11 protein-coding genes, 2 tRNA genes and 3 rRNA genes are annotated in these 16,542 nt (G+C 46.0%); 5 read left to right on the top strand and 11 right to left on the bottom strand.

Translation table 11 applies throughout. The annotated features are described in order from the left end of the window. Positions 1-144: 144 nt before the first annotated feature. The 5 genes from SPEA_RS19980 (at position 145) to rrf (ending at position 5,493) form a co-directional block, all read left to right on the top strand. A 16S ribosomal RNA gene (locus SPEA_RS19980) occupies positions 145-1,687 on the top strand. Between the two features lie 74 nt (positions 1,688-1,761). After that, positions 1,762-1,838 (top strand) — tRNA-Ile (locus SPEA_RS19975). Between the two features lie 65 nt (positions 1,839-1,903). Beyond that, positions 1,904-1,979: transfer RNA gene (locus SPEA_RS19970), tRNA-Ala, on the top strand. Positions 1,980-2,350: 371 nt separating this feature from the next. Next, positions 2,351-5,245, top strand: a 23S ribosomal RNA gene (locus SPEA_RS19965). Between the two features lie 132 nt (positions 5,246-5,377). Next, positions 5,378-5,493 (top strand): 5S ribosomal RNA (rrf, locus tag SPEA_RS19960). The 16S, 23S and 5S rRNA genes sit together here with 2 tRNA genes alongside, the layout of an rRNA operon. A 798-nt stretch (positions 5,494-6,291) precedes the next feature. Here rrf and hemB read toward each other — a convergent pair. The 11 genes from hemB to SPEA_RS19905 form a co-directional block, all read right to left on the bottom strand. Then, a complete protein-coding gene (hemB, locus tag SPEA_RS19955) occupies positions 6,292-7,302 on the bottom strand; it encodes a porphobilinogen synthase (RefSeq protein ID WP_012156994.1) in 1,011 nt (336 codons plus the stop codon). A gap of 24 nt (positions 7,303-7,326) precedes the next feature. Beyond that, positions 7,327-9,192 (bottom strand): sensor domain-containing diguanylate cyclase, encoded by a 1,866-nt coding sequence (locus tag SPEA_RS19950; RefSeq protein ID WP_012156993.1) that lies wholly within the window; start codon positions 9,190-9,192, stop codon positions 7,327-7,329. After that, on the bottom strand, positions 9,192-9,986 hold the full coding sequence (locus SPEA_RS19945; RefSeq protein WP_012156992.1) for a TatD family hydrolase: 795 nt from the start codon (positions 9,984-9,986) through the stop codon (positions 9,192-9,194). Before SPEA_RS19945 ends, SPEA_RS19950 begins: the two co-directional genes overlap by 1 nt. Beyond that, on the bottom strand, positions 9,986-10,489 hold the full coding sequence (locus SPEA_RS19940) for a hypothetical protein (RefSeq protein ID WP_012156991.1): 504 nt from the start codon (positions 10,487-10,489) through the stop codon (positions 9,986-9,988). Before SPEA_RS19940 ends, SPEA_RS19945 begins: the two co-directional genes overlap by 1 nt. A gap of 190 nt (positions 10,490-10,679) precedes the next feature. Further along, positions 10,680-11,441 carry a twin-arginine translocase subunit TatC gene (gene tatC / locus SPEA_RS19935; protein ID WP_012156990.1) on the bottom strand — a complete coding sequence of 254 codons (762 nt, stop codon included), beginning with the start codon at positions 11,439-11,441 and terminating at the stop codon, positions 10,680-10,682. A gap of 3 nt (positions 11,442-11,444) precedes the next feature. Next, positions 11,445-11,840 (bottom strand): Sec-independent protein translocase protein TatB, encoded by a 396-nt coding sequence (gene tatB / locus SPEA_RS19930; RefSeq protein ID WP_012156989.1) that lies wholly within the window; start codon positions 11,838-11,840, stop codon positions 11,445-11,447. 6 nt (positions 11,841-11,846) lie between these two features. Then, positions 11,847-12,116: a Sec-independent protein translocase subunit TatA gene (gene tatA, locus SPEA_RS19925; protein ID WP_012156988.1), complete on the bottom strand. Its 270-nt coding sequence runs from the start codon at positions 12,114-12,116 to the stop codon at positions 11,847-11,849. Positions 12,117-12,176: 60 nt separating this feature from the next. Next, complete coding sequence (gene ubiB, locus SPEA_RS19920) at positions 12,177-13,826, bottom strand: ubiquinone biosynthesis regulatory protein kinase UbiB (RefSeq protein WP_012156987.1); 1,650 nt, start codon at positions 13,824-13,826, stop codon at positions 12,177-12,179. Beyond that, on the bottom strand, positions 13,823-14,446 hold the full coding sequence (locus SPEA_RS19915; protein WP_012156986.1) for a ubiquinone biosynthesis accessory factor UbiJ: 624 nt from the start codon (positions 14,444-14,446) through the stop codon (positions 13,823-13,825). The genes ubiB and SPEA_RS19915 overlap by 4 nt, the downstream gene beginning before the upstream one ends. Positions 14,447-14,457: 11 nt before the next feature. Continuing rightward, a complete protein-coding gene (ubiE, locus tag SPEA_RS19910) occupies positions 14,458-15,213 on the bottom strand; it encodes a bifunctional demethylmenaquinone methyltransferase/2-methoxy-6-polyprenyl-1,4-benzoquinol methylase UbiE (protein WP_012156985.1) in 756 nt (251 codons plus the stop codon). A gap of 203 nt (positions 15,214-15,416) precedes the next feature. After that, the gene (locus SPEA_RS19905) at positions 15,417-16,451 is read right to left on the bottom strand and encodes a formimidoylglutamase (RefSeq protein WP_012156984.1); all 1,035 of its coding nucleotides are present in this window, start codon (positions 16,449-16,451) and stop codon (positions 15,417-15,419) included. Between the last annotated feature and the right edge of the window lie 91 nt (positions 16,452-16,542).

The following is a 16,542-nucleotide window of genomic DNA, read 5'->3' as shown; positions in this document are numbered from 1 at the left end:
AGAGATTAAGTTATTCGAAATTGTCTCTCACGAGGCAATCAAAAATTGACTTAATGAATGAGTGTTCATAGCAATATGTAATACAGAATTCGTTGAGCCGCTGATTTAGCCTTACTTGTAAGGTGGAAGAAGCAAAAAAAACTTTAATTGAAGAGTTTGATCATGGCTCAGATTGAACGCTGGCGGCAGGCCTAACACATGCAAGTCGAGCGGTAACACAAGGGAGCTTGCTCCTGAGGTGACGAGCGGCGGACGGGTGAGTAATGCCTAGGTATCTGCCCAGTCGAGGGGGATAACAGTTGGAAACGACTGCTAATACCGCATACGCCCTACGGGGGAAAGGAGGGGACCTTCGGGCCTTCCGCGATTGGATGAACCTAGGTGGGATTAGCTAGTTGGTGAGGTAATGGCTCACCAAGGCGACGATCCCTAGCTGGTCTGAGAGGATGATCAGCCACACTGGAACTGAGACACGGTCCAGACTCCTACGGGAGGCAGCAGTGGGGAATATTGCACAATGGGCGAAAGCCTGATGCAGCCATGCCGCGTGTGTGAAGAAGGCCTTCGGGTTGTAAAGCACTTTCAGCGAGGAGGAAAGCTCAAGCGTTAATAGCGTTTGGGTGTGACGTTACTCGCAGAAGAAGCACCGGCTAACTTCGTGCCAGCAGCCGCGGTAATACGAGGGGTGCAAGCGTTAATCGGAATTACTGGGCGTAAAGCGTACGCAGGCGGTTTGTTAAGCAAGATGTGAAAGCCCCGGGCTCAACCTGGGAACTGCATTTTGAACTGGCAAACTAGAGTCTTGTAGAGGGGGGTAGAATTTCAGGTGTAGCGGTGAAATGCGTAGAGATCTGAAGGAATACCGGTGGCGAAGGCGGCCCCCTGGACAAAGACTGACGCTCAGGTACGAAAGCGTGGGGAGCAAACAGGATTAGATACCCTGGTAGTCCACGCCGTAAACGATGTCTACTCGGAGTTTGGTGTCTTGAACACTGGGCTCTCAAGCTAACGCATTAAGTAGACCGCCTGGGGAGTACGGCCGCAAGGTTAAAACTCAAATGAATTGACGGGGGCCCGCACAAGCGGTGGAGCATGTGGTTTAATTCGATGCAACGCGAAGAACCTTACCTACTCTTGACATCCAGAGAATTCGCTAGAGATAGCTTAGTGCCTTCGGGAACTCTGAGACAGGTGCTGCATGGCTGTCGTCAGCTCGTGTTGTGAAATGTTGGGTTAAGTCCCGCAACGAGCGCAACCCTTATCCTTATTTGCCAGCACGTAATGGTGGGAACTTTAGGGAGACTGCCGGTGATAAACCGGAGGAAGGTGGGGACGACGTCAAGTCATCATGGCCCTTACGAGTAGGGCTACACACGTGCTACAATGGTCGGTACAGAGGGTTGCGAAGCCGCGAGGTGGAGCTAATCTCACAAAGCCGGTCGTAGTCCGGATCGGAGTCTGCAACTCGACTCCGTGAAGTCGGAATCGCTAGTAATCGTAGATCAGAATGCTACGGTGAATACGTTCCCGGGCCTTGTACACACCGCCCGTCACACCATGGGAGTGGGCTGCACCAGAAGTAGATAGCTTAACCTTCGGGAGGGCGTTTACCACGGTGTGGTTCATGACTGGGGTGAAGTCGTAACAAGGTAGCCCTAGGGGAACCTGGGGCTGGATCACCTCCTTACCTATACGACTAACTTAATAGTTGTTGAGTGTTCACACAGATATGCTTGTCGTAAAGAAAGAGCAAATTACGTTGGGTCTGTAGCTCAGCTGGTTAGAGCGCACCCCTGATAAGGGTGAGGTCGGTGGTTCAAGTCCACTCTGACCCACCAAAATCTTTATTTTCTCCTAAAGAAAGATTTTGTTTTAACGTAAATTTGTTTGACTGCATGTAAATGGGGCTATAGCTCAGCTGGGAGAGCGCCTGCCTTGCACGCAGGAGGTCTGCGGTTCGATCCCGCATAGCTCCACCATTTACATCTTTCTCTTCAGTAAGAGTAAGACATATGCACAGGTAAGAGATGCCAAAGATAAATGCAGAATTTATCTTTGGCTTTTTTAAGCCCGCTCTTTAAAAATTTGGAAAGCTGATAGTGTTAATGTGAAAGGGACAGTGACTTACTTGTAAGTTGTTGTTTATAGCATTAGCGCGAAATTAAAAAATTGAGTTCTATAAACACTTAACATTAAGTGTCTTAGCTCGTTGTTTAACATTAACTTGTTGGATGATGAGATAAAAATTCTAATTTTGGCGAAAGTAGAAACCATTAGTTACGATACGGCTGTTGTGAGCTTACCCGCTCAGAACAACGGATAATCTCATAGAGACTTATTTGGGTTGTATGGTTAAGTGACTAAGCGTATATGGTGGATGCCTTGGCAGTCAGAGGCGATGAAGGACGTAGTAACTTGCGAAAAGCGTTGGCGAGCTAGTAACAAGCATTTGAGCTAACGATGTCCGAATGGGGAAACCCACATGCATAAGCATGTATCACTACATGAATACATAGTGTAGTGAGGCGAACCCGGGGAACTGAAACATCTAAGTACCCGGAGGAAAAGAAATCAACCGAGATTCCCCTAGTAGCGGCGAGCGAACGGGGATTAGCCCTTAAGCGTAGAGGGTGTTAGTGGAATGTGTTGGAAAGCACAGCGGCACAGGGTGATAGCCCCGTACATGAAAACTAACTTTACGTGAAAACGAGTAGGACGGGACACGTGACATCCTGTTTGAACATGGGGGGACCATCCTCCAAGGCTAAATACTCCTGACTGACCGATAGTGAACCAGTACCGTGAGGGAAAGGCGAAAAGAACCCCTGTGAGGGGAGTGAAATAGAACCTGAAACCGTATACGTACAAGCAGTGGGAGCGGTTCTTGAGACCGTGACTGCGTACCTTTTGTATAATGGGTCAGCGACTTACATTTTGTAGCAAGGTTAAGCGAATAGCGGAGCCGTAGGGAAACCGAGTGTTAACTGCGCGTTTAGTTGCAAGGTGTAGACCCGAAACCGAGTGATCTAGCCATGGGCAGGTTGAAGATTGAGTAACATCAATTGGAGGACCGAACACACGTATGTTGAAAAATGCGGTGATGACTTGTGGCTGGGGGTGAAAGGCCAATCAAACTCGGAGATATCTGGTTCTCCTCGAAAGCTATTTAGGTAGCGCCTCGTACGAATACCATTGGGGGTAGAGCACTGTTAAGGCTAGGGGGTCATCCCGACTTACCAACCCTTTGCAAACTCCGAATACCAATGAGTACTATACGGGAGACACACGGCGGGTGCTAACGTCCGTCGTGAAAAGGGAAACAACCCAGACCATCAGCTAAGGTCCCAAAGTTATTGCTAAGTGGGAAACGATGTGGGAAGGCTTAGACAGCTAGGATGTTGGCTTAGAAGCAGCCATCATTTAAAGAAAGCGTAATAGCTCACTAGTCGAGTCGGCCTGCGCGGAAGATTTAACGGGGCTAAGCAATACACCGAAGCTATGGGTACTAGTGTTTACACTGGTGCGGTAGAGGAGCGTTCTGTAAGCCGTTGAAGGTGAAGGGGTAACCCACACTGGAGGTATCAGAAGTGCGAATGCTGACATGAGTAACGATAAAGGGGGTGAAAAACCCCCTCGCCGAAAGACCAAGGGTTCCTGTCCAACGTTAATCGGGGCAGGGTGAGTCGACCCCTAAGGCGAGGCCGAAAGGCGTAGTCGATGGGAAACGGGTTAATATTCCCGTACTTCTGCTAACTGCGATGGAGAGACGGAGAAGGCTAGGCTAGCGCGGCGTTGGTTGTCCGCGTTTAAGGTTGTAGGCTGTACACTTAGGCAAATCCGGGTGTACTTAAGGCTGAGAGCTGATGACGAGGTCCTAAGGGACTGAAGTAGTTGATGCCATGCTTCCAGGAAAATCTTCTAAGCTTCAGGTTAGCAGGAATCGTACCCCAAACCGACACAGGTGGTCGGGTAGAGAATACTAAGGCGCTTGAGAGAACTCGGCTGAAGGAACTAGGCAAAATGGTACCGTAACTTCGGGAGAAGGTACGCTCCTAGCGGTGATGAGACTTGCTCTCTAAGCTGCCGGGAGTCGCAGATACCAGGTGGCTGCAACTGTTTATCAAAAACACAGTACTGTGCAAACTCGCAAGAGGAAGTATACGGTATGACGCCTGCCCGGTGCCGGAAGGTTAATTGATTGGGTTATCTTCGGAGAAGCTCATGATCGAAGCCCCGGTAAACGGCGGCCGTAACTATAACGGTCCTAAGGTAGCGAAATTCCTTGTCGGGTAAGTTCCGACCTGCACGAATGGCGTAATGATGGCCACGCTGTCTCCAGCCGAGACTCAGTGAAGTTGAAATTGCGGTGAAGATGCCGTATACCCGCGGCTAGACGGAAAGACCCCGTGAACCTTTACTATAGCTTGGCACTGAACATTGAACCTACATGTGTAGGATAGGTGGGAGACTTTGAAGCTTCGTCGCTAGATGGAGTGGAGTCAATCTTGAAATACCACCCTTGTAGTTTTGATGTTCTAACCGCGGCCCCTGAATCGGGGTTCGGGACAGTGCCTGGTGGGTAGTTTGACTGGGGCGGTCTCCTCCCAAAGAGTAACGGAGGAGCACGAAGGTTGGCTAAGTACGGTCGGACATCGTACGGTTAGTGCAATGGCATAAGCCAGCTTAACTGCGAGACATACACGTCGAGCAGGTACGAAAGTAGGTCATAGTGATCCGGTGGTTCTGTATGGAAGGGCCATCGCTCAACGGATAAAAGGTACTCCGGGGATAACAGGCTGATACCGCCCAAGAGTTCATATCGACGGCGGTGTTTGGCACCTCGATGTCGGCTCATCACATCCTGGGGCTGAAGTCGGTCCCAAGGGTATGGCTGTTCGCCATTTAAAGTGGTACGCGAGCTGGGTTCAGAACGTCGTGAGACAGTTCGGTCCCTATCTGCCGTGGGCGTTGGATGATTGAAGGAAGCTGCTCCTAGTACGAGAGGACCGGAGTGGACGAACCGCTGGTGTTCGGGTTGTTATGCCAATAGCATTGCCCGGTAGCTACGTTCGGAATCGATAACCGCTGAAAGCATCTAAGCGGGAAGCGAGTCCTAAGATGAGTCATCCCTAGGAATTTAATTCCTCTAAAGAGCCGTTCGAGACTAGGACGTTGATAGGCAAGGTGTGTAAGCGTTGTGAGGCGTTGAGCTAACTTGTACTAATGACTCGTGAGGCTTAACCATACAACCCTAATGGGTTTTATGAGTTAACTATGTTTCTTATAGAAACCAGAATTAGAAAACACTTAATGTAGTGTGAACCCAATTTATTAAGACTTGCATAGCGAGTCCAGCTTTCTAAATTTACCAAATTTGTCTGGAAACCATAGAGTTGTGGCACCACCTGAATCCATTCCGAACTCAGAAGTGAAACGCAATATCGCCGATGGTAGTGTGGGGTCTCCCCATGTGAGAGTAGGTCATTTCCAGGCGCTAAATTAAGTAGAGAAGCCACCTTATTAAGGTGGCTTTTTTGCGTTTGGAGCTTTTTAAAATAGCACTATATTGCTTATAACTGCTTCTTATCCTTTAAGGTGGCTCATCCACTTAAGTAGGCATAAATGCCTACTCCCGACGTCATCCCGCCGCTGAGCGGGTTCTCCAGCTTCGTAACAAGTTACTCGCGCTGCAAAGCCCTTGAATGCGTTGCATCCAAAGCAGGGTTTCTTATACCAATCAGTATAAAGATTTGGTCGCTCAGCGAGAGTTTAGCGGCACTGAGACAAGGCAACGAGTGAAGAGCATAGTTATTCTACGTTTAAGCTCGTTAACACAGTATCAGAGCCGCTAAAACTCGCCATTCTGGAGCGTTTTTGGCTGCCTACTTCTACGTTGAACAACTTCACAAGGGAACAACCATTCTTTCAGTTATTCACCTTGAATTAGTTTGCCAAAAAACGCTCTGAGTAGATCAACTTCTTATACTGATTGGTATTAGCCCCCATGTGTTCGCTGCGCGAACTACGAGAGTAGGTCATTTCCAGGCGCAAATTATTCTCGAAAGAGAAGCGATAAAGCCCGTTGCTAACGCAACGGGCTTTTTTCGTTTTTGTCTGGGCTCATTATTGTAAGAATTGACCACTCGCACATGGGGAAATAGAAGCCTGAACGTGGTGAGGCTCAATAACCATGTGGAGTAGGGCATGAAAAAAGCCAGTTGGGAATACCAACTGGCTTAATAAAAACCGTCAACCTATTTTAGAACTAGACAGGTTTAAATTCAGACAGGATTATTTGTCTTCTTTTAACCATTGAGCGGCACGTTTAGCGAAATAGGTTAGGATGCCATCGGCGCCTGCACGCTTAAAGCAAAGTAGCGATTCCATAACGATCGCCTTCTCAGCTAACCAACCGTTTTGAATCGCTGCCATATGCATCGCGTATTCGCCACTTACCTGGTAAGCAAACGTAGGTACTGCTAGTTCGGTCTTTACGCGATGCACTATGTCTAGGTATGGCATACCAGGCTTAACCATGACCATATCAGCGCCTTCTTGGATGTCTAAAGCAACTTCATGTAGTGCTTCATCGCTATTTGCTGGATCCATCTGGTAGCTATGCTTATTGCCACCTTTTAGGTTGCCTGCAGAGCCAACTGCATCACGGAAAGGGCCGTAGTAATTAGAAGAGTACTTTGCTGAGTACGCCATGATCTGTGTATTCACATGGCCAGCTTCTTCAAGTGCTTTACGAATAGCACCAATACGGCCATCCATCATGTCTGAGGGGGCGACGATATCAGCTCCAGCTTCAGCATGAGACAGGGCCTGTTTAACCAAGATCTCTGTGGTGATATCATTCATGATATAGCCAGTATCATCGATAATCCCATCTTGACCATGTGTCGTGAATGGGTCGAGTGCAACGTCTGTCATGACGCCAAGCTGAGGGAATGCTTCTTTCAGTGCACGAACTGCACGTTGGGCTAGCGCATCGGCATTATAGGCTTCTTCAGCCATTAAAGTTTTCTTCTCAGCTGGAGTGACTGGGAATAATGCAATTAGAGGAATACCTAGCTCAACAAGCTCTTCAGCTTCTTTAAGTAATAGGTCAATTGAAAGGCGCTCTACACCAGGCATTGAAGCAACTTGCTCTGTGCGGTTGTTACCTTCTAAGACAAACATAGGGTAGATTAAGTCATTTACTGATAGCTGATTTTCAGCCATTAGACGGCGACTAAACTCATGTTTACGCATACGGCGCATTCTACGTTGTGGGTAGGCACTAGTAATAATATTCACATTTGGCTCCAGACGATGGTGATATTAATCTTGATCGGGGCTGTAGAGTCTTACTCGGTTACGCCCGTCATTCTTTGCTTGATAAAGTGCTTTATCTGCTTGTTCTAATAATAAAGTAGTATGTTCTTCTGAGGTAATAATTTCGCTACTCACCCCAATACTAACTGTTAGAGGGATACTGTCTTCCCCCCAACTAATAGGCAGTTCGCAGATAACTTTCCTTAACGTCTCAGCTACTTGCTGTGCACCTATTTTATCAGTGTTGGGTAATATAATAGCAAACTCCTCTCCGCCAAAACGTGACACTAGATCGGTTGGTCGCTTTAAAGTTTCTTTTAATTTATCGGCGATTACGCGTAAAGCTTGATCGCCAGCTAGGTGGCCATAGGAGTCATTAATTAATTTAAAGCGATCGATATCCAGCATTAAAATTGATAATGGGGTCTGCTGTCTTCGACTAATTCGACCTTCGGCCATGATACGTTTATCGAATGAGGCGCGATTTTTAACGCCTGTCAGGCTGTCTACTCTTGTCTGTTCGGTGAGTTTCTGATTTGCCTCATTGAGTTCTCGTAGGGCAATCTCTAGTTCTAGGGTGCGTTCTTGAACCATTTGAGATAACTTTTCGCTACTTCTAGCTTCGATGCGTAACGCCTCTTCTTTGGTCTCCTGTGCTTTATTTGCTTGAATGAGTGCGTCTTTCTGTATTTTTAATTTATTTAGGCGTTCATCGTTATAGCGGATCGCGAGTAGGGCTGCCATAAAAACAACCTCTAAACTTAGGCCAATCATAAAAGGAGTTTTAGCTTGAAGGTCCCAGTGAAGCAAACCTAGATATATAGCACCAGATATCAATGCCCCTAACATCATACCTGCCCAGCCTATAGCAAAGAACTTTGCTAGCTTATTGCCTTTGAAAGCTTGGGCGAGAGACATGCACATTAATAATATGCTGGAAAGCATTACCGCGTAAATATTGATCGTTAACGCAGTTGAGTAGTTGAGTAATAACCCGCTTAAAAGCAGCACTAAAGACATTGCGGCACTAGCTCGACAGAGTCGCAGCATAGTCTGATTGTGGTACTTAAGGTGCATTGCCTTCTCTGAGAACAAGAAGGCAAACATCATAGATAGGCTCAGTAGGGCTGGCAAAGCAAACTCTTGCACGCTCGGAAAATTTGGCCAGATAAACCTAAATGCTAATCCGTGTAAGCTCGCAACAAAAAGGGTAATGGAGAGTACAAAACCAGCATAATAGCTATAACTGAATGAATGAGAAGTCACAGCGATTAACAGGCTAAAGATACCAATGGCTATTAACACGCCAATCTGAAAACCATAAAAGACCGAATGTCGTTCGGCATTTTGGTAGTAGGAATCGATAGTCCAGAGGGTCATCGGTATGCTAAATGTTCCGGACGTTTTCACTCGCAAATAGAAATCATGGCTATCTTGTTGGTGGTTATTAAACGAGTACAGAAAATGAGTGCTTATAATAGGCCTTTGGTTGAAAGGCAAACTGTCGCCTGCTCGTAATTGTTTAAGCAGCGTAGGGCCACTGAAGTGATAAAACTCGATATGATCTAAATGTGGATTTGCGATAGATATAATTTGCTGCCTAGAAACACCTGATTCATAGCTAAGGGATAACCTAACCCAATAGGCTTTTTCTCCAATGCCCAGCATCGCTTTTGGTTCATATTTTTGCCATCGAACGGCTGGGTTCACGAGCCGTTCGATAGTGGCATTCACATGGGTAATATAGAGTTGGGATGTTAGCTCAATTTTGTCGTCGCTATGCTTAGTAATAATGAGGGGGTCTCCAGCTGTTACTAAGCCAGAGAATAGCAATAATGTGGTAAGGACAAGTTGCAGAAGCTTGGCCTTCATTAATACTCTAAACCAAAGAACCGACGGCTATTTCTGTAGCTTGTCTCTGCAAAGTCATTAATATTTTGCTGTCTGAGAGCGGCAACATACTGAGCAATATATGGCAGATATTTAGGTTCATTTTTACTGGATTTTGGTTTCGGGCGCATGCTTCTTGGTAATAGGTATGGGCTATCTGTTTCAATCAAGATCCGCTCATCTGGAATGTGAGGCACGAGCGATGCTAGCTCTTGTCCTCTGCGCTCATCGCAGACCCAACCCGTCACCCCTAAATACAGATCCAACTCTATATATGCATCGAGAGATTGTTTATTGCCTGTAAAGCAATGCAACAGAGCCGCTGGCAGGTCAGAACGGTATTCTTTTAGAATTGCTAGGAAATCATCATGGGCATCACGCTCATGCATTAATACAGGCATTTTGAGTTCTACGGCTAGTGCCAACTGCTCTGCAAATGCCTTGCGCTGCATATCTCTGGGGGAGAAGTCGCGATTATAATCTAAACCACATTCGCCCACAGCGATCACGCTCGGAGAAAGGGTTAATTTTCGTAATATATCTGCACTGTCTGTTTGCCATTCACTGGCGTGATGAGGGTGAATACCTGCGGTACAATAGAGTTGTCCTGGGAACTGCTCACACAGACTGATGGCCTGTTCACTCTCTTGGATGTGACTGCCAATAATCACCATGGAGGTGACTGACTGAGCCGCTGCATCATCGACGACTCGCTGAATGTCTTTTTCAAGCGAGCTGCCAACTAGGTTGACAGCTATATCCATATATTCTGGCATTACTTTAAACGTTTTACTCTAATGGTTGTATTGCGATCATCTGAGCCTAGCATGAAAGATCCTAATGCCGCTTTTTCTATATAGACGGTTTGTTCTGCTTTTAATCTAAATGAACGGCTGTCAGTCTGTTTCCAAACTTGGCCGTTGCTAAAGTGGATTTTCATTGCGCCGTAGGGATCTTTAGCTACCTTGCTCACATCGAGATAGATCTTGCTGACTTCTTCCGCCTCAGCTTTTTTCACTTTGCCAAAGTTATCATGTGAACTCTCAGTCGAAACAACCACGGCTGTAGAGGCTGCAACTGAGACCGTTTCTGTGACGGGTTGTTTGGTAATGACAGTGTTTGTGCCAAGTGATGAAGAAAGATTGTCGTAGCAAATTAAGCGTTCGAGCTTGTCTCCAATTGATGCGCATTTAGCTAACTGTGTTTCGATAGATGCTTGGGCTGCGCTCGATAGCATTAAAGACGCGGTAGTGAGTAAGAGTAGCTGTGCTTTCATCATCAATAACTTCCTTTATCCCTTATAAATAGGTTCGGATTGATTTTACATTTTATTGAGGCAATTGAAACACAAATGTTATTGATTGAGCGGGGAGTAGAAAACAAAAAAGGTATTATCTGTGTTGAGTTATCACAAGATAATACCTTTTATAAACACGACTATTTATTGAGAATACTACTGATTGATAGTACTAAGACTCAGGTTTTTCCTGCTCAGTCTCATCTTCATCTTCATCTTCATCTGGCTTGCTGTAGAAACGTGCAGCCACTAAACCGCCTTCAAACAGAATTAGCATTGGGATCGCTAACATAGTTTGAGAGATGATATCTGGTGGCGTTAGTAGCATACCGATAACAAATGCACCGACCACGATATATGGTCGTTTCTCTTTTAGCTCTGCAGGTGTGGTGACACCCGCCCAACATAGTAGGACAACCGCTACTGGGATCTCAAAAGCCAAACCAAATGCAAAGAACAGTTTTAGAATAAAATTCAAATAACTGCTGATGTCAGTCGCAACTTCAACCCCTTCAGGGGCCACGCTGGTAAAGAAACCAAATACGACAGGGAAAACGATATAATAGGCGAAAGCGATACCTAGATAGAAGAGCAACGTACTGCTCGCTAGTAGAGGTACAACCAAGCGCTTTTCATGCTTATACAGACCAGGTGCGACAAAAGACCACACTTGATAAAGGACATAAGGTACTGCAACAAAAAACGACAGAACTAATGTCAATTTAAAGGGGGCAAAAAATGGCGCAGCAACATCGGTTGCAATCATACTGCTTGATTCAGGCAGTGCCTGCATCAATGGGGTGGCCATATAATGGTAGATATCGTTTGCCCAATATACCAAGCAAATAAACACCAAAAGAACACTGCCAATTGCCCGCAGTAACTTAGTGCGCAACTCGAGCAGATGGCTGATTAATGGCTGCTGTTGTGACATGGACTACCCGTTAGGTTTGTCTGAATTAGCACCTGTAGTCGTACTTTTTTCAGCAGTTGGTGTTTCTTTGGCAGGAGTTTCTTTCGCCGCAGGCACGTCTTCTACTTGATAAGGACGATTAACAGATTGAGCCGCTTCTTTTAATTGATCGATTGAATCCTGTAACTCTGGAGAAAGGTTCTTTAAACCCTGACTCTCTGCATTTTTCAAATCAGAGTGCAGTTGCTCAATTTTAAGCTCTTGCTCTAATTCGTCTTTTACCGAGTTAGCCATTTTTTTCATGGCGCGGATCCAGCTAGAAATTGAGCGCACAGCCGTTGGAAGTCTTTCTGGGCCAAGTACTACTAGGCCCAAGATCCCAATCAGCAGCAACTCCATAAAGCCGATACCGTCGAACATAGTCGATTACGCCTGTTCTTTACCTTTAGACTCAGCCTTTTTCTCGGCTGTCTCAGCAACTTTTGCAGTTTCTGTCACTTTAGCAGTGTCAGCAGCTGGCTTGTCAGTTGCGTTTTCTTCTAGAGCTTTCTTCTCTTCTTCAGAAGACATGGCGTTCTTAAAGCCCTTAACTGCACCACCTAAATCGCCGCCTAGTGAACGTAACTTCTTAGTTCCAAACAATAATACGACAATTAAAGCAATGATAAGAAGTTGCCAAATACTAATGCCACCCATGGATGAATCCTCTTGATTAGATACTGGTTCTATTATGAACCTTTGGTTATTTAGGTCTAGCTAAATTTTGCGATTCTTTGGTCTCGATCGCCATCCCAGCACCCACAGAGTGATGCCTATGCCAATACTGCCATAAGAGGGCCATAGTGTAGCGTCTTGGTTTAACAAAATAGTGCCACAGATCACTAAAATGGCCGATGTAATCAACAGATAGTTACTTTTATGAGCTTTTTGCTGATGTTTGAGATACCGATCTAACAATTTGTTTTGATTTTTAGATAGGTCGCGACCTATTTTCAAGTTGTCATAGATAAGTTCTGGCAGTTCAGGCAAGTGTTCGGCCCAATAAGGTAACTGCTGCTTAACTTTTGCTGCCATGGCTTTAGGACCAACCTGCTCGGCCATCCACTGCTCTAAGAAAGGTTTAGCCGTTTGCCATAAATCCAGTTGCGGATACAGTTGACGCCCAAGCCCTTCGATATACAGTAGGGTTTTTTCGAGTAAAACCAGCTGTGGTTGCACCACCATGTCGAAGCGACGTGCGGTTCTAAATAGCTCAAGCAGCACATGGCCAAATGATATCTCATCTAGTGGTTTGTTAAACATCGGCTCACAAACCACTTTTACCGCTTGTTCGAAGGCACCCACATCGGTATCGGCTGAGACCCAGCCCGACTCAATATAAAGCTGAGCAATGCGGCGATAGTCGCGATTGAAGAAGGCTAAGAAATTCTCGGCCAAGTAGCGTTTATCCTCATCGGTAAGCGTACCCATGATGCCGCAATCTAAACCGATATAGAAAGGGTCGTTAGGATGCTCTCTACTGACGAATACATTGCCTGGGTGCATGTCTGCGTGGAAAAAGTTATCACGGAATACTTGAGTGAAGAACAGCTCTACACCACGCTCAGCAAGCAGCTTTAAGTTAGTGCCTTGGGCTTCTAGTGCTACTTTATCTGATACTGGAATGCCGTCGATACGCTCCATAACAATTAGTCGCGTGAAGCATAACTCTTCATACATATAGGGGATGTAGAGTGCATTGGAGTCGATAAAGTTATTGCGTAACTTTATGGCATTGAGCGCTTCGAGTTTGAGGTTGAGCTCGCCCTCTATGGTCGTACGGTAGTCTTCAACCACTTCAGCAGGACGTAAGCGATTATTTGCACCTAGCAGCCTCTCTAGAAAATCGGCAGCTTGTGACATCAGCAGTAAATCTGCATGAACCTTCTTCTCAACATCTGGGCGTAATACTTTGAGGACGACAGCTGCGCCATTAGATTTCAGCGTGGCAGTATGAACTTGAGAGATAGAGGCCGAAGCCAGCGGGGTGTCGTCAAAGTCGTTAAAGTAGCGTTCGATTGGAGCATTGAGTTCCTTCTCGATAGATTCCCTTGCAATTGCTGAGTCAAACGGTGGCACCCTATCTTGCAACATGGCAAGTTCTTCGGCCCACTCATCAGATAACAGGTCACGACGAGTCGACAGCATCTGTCCAAACTTGATGTAGACAGGCCCAAGCTCTTGCATCGCAAGCTTTAACCGCTCACCACCGACTTTATCTTTGTGTTGATTTCGTAGCCAAAAGAAGCAGTACCTTAAGAGTTTGAAGTACCAAGGCGTTAACTTAGGGGGAAGTAAATCATCCAGTCCGTAATGCAATGCAGTACGAATAACGTGATAAGCGCGCCTGATACTTTTTACTGTCATGGTTGTGTTTTTACCCTGTTGATAAGCTGGTCAATCCGTGTAGCTGTCGCCTCGACATCGGCGGCTAAGTCATCGATTCTATCACTTAAATAGATATATTCGAGCTTATGGGGAGCGAGTCGATACTCTTCAGTGGTCAGTTGTCCAAGATGTGAACGTGTCTTACGTAGAACCTTAGTGACATCTTGCTTGGCTTGTTTGAGCCCCTGATGAATAAAGTGGGTCGGGGCATCACCAATGTAGTGCGATAGAGGCTCTGCAAAGTCGACTTCAACTTGTTGCATATAATGGCTGAATGTTTGTAATAAGCTGAGATCACCCTCGAGACTGAGCTTATCTTGTTTGATCAGTTCGGTGAGATTTGCCCCCTCAGTTAGTTGGTAGAGGGTGGTAGCATCGGCATTGACTTTGGTCGTGACTTCGCCTTCATAGCGCGAGAAGACTTGGATCTCTTTAGCAAACAGAAAGTATAGCGGCCAGCTAAGCTGTGAAAGCTGGATGCATAGCACTTTGCCATGAAGATTACGCAACTTAGCGTAATCTTCAGGAGATTGAGAGATCAGCTTGTTTAAGCTGATCTCAATCGCGGCACAGGTCAGTAGTGACAAGTCACGAGACATAGTGAGCCCTATCAGAATTTATAACCCTTGTGTAAGGCAACGATACCGTCAGTCATATTGGTATAATTGACTTGTTCAAAGCCTGCATCTTCCATCATCTGCTTTAAGGTATCTTGATCTGGGTGCATACGAATTGACTCAGCAAGGTATTCATAGCTGTCTGCATCTTTAGTGATTAAAGAACCCATTTTTGGTAGTACTTTAAAGCTATAGATGTCATAGATTTTACGCATAATCTCATGCTGAGGCTTTGAAAACTCAAGTACTAATAGCTTTCCACCAGGCTTAAGTACGCGCAACATAGAAGCGATTGCAGCATCTTTGTTGGTCACATTTCGTAGACCAAAAGCGATGGTGATAATATCAAAATGATTATCAGGGAAAGGCAAGGCTTCGGCATTAGCTTGGACGTAGTTAACGTTACCAACAATACCTTTGTCACGTAGCTTTTCACGACCAACTTTAAGCATAGAGTCGTTAATATCGGCTAGGGTTACTTGGCCTGTTTCACCGACGATACGAGAAAACTTCGCGGTTAAATCACCAGTACCACCTGCAAGATCTAATACTTTCATGCCTGGACGTGCACCTGCACTTTCGATAGTGAAGCGTTTCCACATGCGGTGGATACCGAAAGACATAACGTCATTCATAATGTCGTATTTTGCTGCGACAGAATGAAATACGCCAGCAACCATGTCGGCTTTCTTTTCAGCTTCGACAGTTTTATAACCGAAGTGAGTGCTGTTTGAAGAGTCGTCTGACATCTATCTGTTCCTATACATTAGCAATTAAATTGGTGCGATTGTAAGCCATCGAAGCGGATTGCTGAATCTTTCATCTATCAGTCTGTGACGAATGTTAACTATCCACTTAATGATAATAAGAAAATGAGTGATTACGCGGGCTATCGCAAAATTGACAGCGCATTACAACACACTATTTGTCATTGTTGAATAATTATTAATGGCTATAGTGCATTAATACGACCACTGATATAGGAGTAGATCAACTCACTGATACTTTGGCCTGTTTCACGGTGACCAGCAAGGGTTCCGGCAACGTGGCAGCTTGGCGCGGCCTCTGCTAAGTGCAAGTAGGCGGCAGGGCAATGCTTAGCGATATAATTGACGTAAAATAAGGCATCCAGCAAGGGGATGCCAGCAGCAGTGGACGCGCTGCTCGGCATGTTGGTTATGGCATCGAGGTCTAGCTCTATTGCAACGGGAAGTTGAGTGTTATTCAGATCTTTCGCGATGCTCCTTAACGCAGTTTCTAAACTCTGCTCTCGTCGGACCCAAATTTGCTGGTAAGTATGCCAGTGGCCGCCAAAAGCTTTAAGTTGCTCTAGTGTGGTTTCGCTATTTTTAAGCTCATGCAAGCCAAGTACGTGATAAAAGGCCAATGCACCAGAGGCGGCGGCGTAGCTAAAGCCATTACCGCTGTGTCGACCCTCTTTAGGTCTAAAATCTGAGTGTGGGTCCAGGTTAACTGCGGCAATTGGGCGCTTAAGGCTGGCTTTTGCCGCCATGAGCAAACCATAAGCATTGTTATGGCCGCCGCCGATAACGATAGGCTCTAACCCAGCACTAAACACCACCGAGAGTAGTTGGATCACCCGCTGATCGAGTTTTTCGACATTATCTCTTAAGGCGTCGGCAGAGGCGTTAGCTGGCAGCTGCAGATCTTGAGTGTCGACTTGACCCAGCACTAGGGATTGTTCGCCAGTTAGGAAACGGTTCGACTGCAAGTTGAGGAATTGCCCCATGGCGCTATCGAAGGCATCGGTTGCCCCACCTCGGCCTAAATTGGCGCGTGGACCGATATCCTCTCCAATGCCGATAATTGCAAAGCGGACGCCGTTTGATTTTGCTTGGGCTAAATTCGTGGCTAAATCTTGTGAGGCGTTGGTCAACTGTACGACTTGCCCCAGTTTAGTCTCGCCCTCGCGGGTGTTGAGTAGCAGAGAAAGCTTAGCGACATTGAAGAGGTTTAAATACTGCATCTTGTTATTCTTATAGTGAACTCATCATATGAGCTTTAGTTTAAGCGCTTAAAATTTAGCTGCAAGCTCTCCTTGGTTACGACATAAAAAA

It is taken from the genome of Shewanella pealeana ATCC 700345 (assembly GCF_000018285.1).
GTDB classification, from domain to species: Bacteria; Pseudomonadota; Gammaproteobacteria; order Enterobacterales; family Shewanellaceae; genus Shewanella; species Shewanella pealeana.
The sequence above is the reverse complement of the archived record's forward strand: the minus strand, read 5'-3'. Positions and strand labels throughout refer to the sequence as shown.

Coding starts and splice junctions, on each gene's coding strand:
- ubiB (WP_012156987.1), bottom strand. CDS start 13,826: ATGACAGTAAAAAGTATCAGGCGCGCTTATCACGTTATTCGTACTGCA.
- tatC (WP_012156990.1), bottom strand. CDS start 11,441: ATGTCACAACAGCAGCCATTAATCAGCCATCTGCTCGAGTTGCGCACT.
- SPEA_RS19915 (WP_012156986.1), bottom strand. CDS start 14,446: ATGTCTCGTGACTTGTCACTACTGACCTGTGCCGCGATTGAGATCAGC.
- SPEA_RS19940 (WP_012156991.1), bottom strand. CDS start 10,489: ATGATGAAAGCACAGCTACTCTTACTCACTACCGCGTCTTTAATGCTA.
- ubiE (WP_012156985.1), bottom strand. CDS start 15,213: ATGTCAGACGACTCTTCAAACAGCACTCACTTCGGTTATAAAACTGTC.
- SPEA_RS19950 (WP_012156993.1), bottom strand. CDS start 9,192: ATGAAGGCCAAGCTTCTGCAACTTGTCCTTACCACATTATTGCTATTC.
- SPEA_RS19905 (WP_012156984.1), bottom strand. CDS start 16,451: ATGCAGTATTTAAACCTCTTCAATGTCGCTAAGCTTTCTCTGCTACTC.
- SPEA_RS19945 (WP_012156992.1), bottom strand. CDS start 9,986: ATGCCAGAATATATGGATATAGCTGTCAACCTAGTTGGCAGCTCGCTT.
- tatA (WP_012156988.1), bottom strand. CDS start 12,116: ATGGGTGGCATTAGTATTTGGCAACTTCTTATCATTGCTTTAATTGTC.
- tatB (WP_012156989.1), bottom strand. CDS start 11,840: ATGTTCGACGGTATCGGCTTTATGGAGTTGCTGCTGATTGGGATCTTG.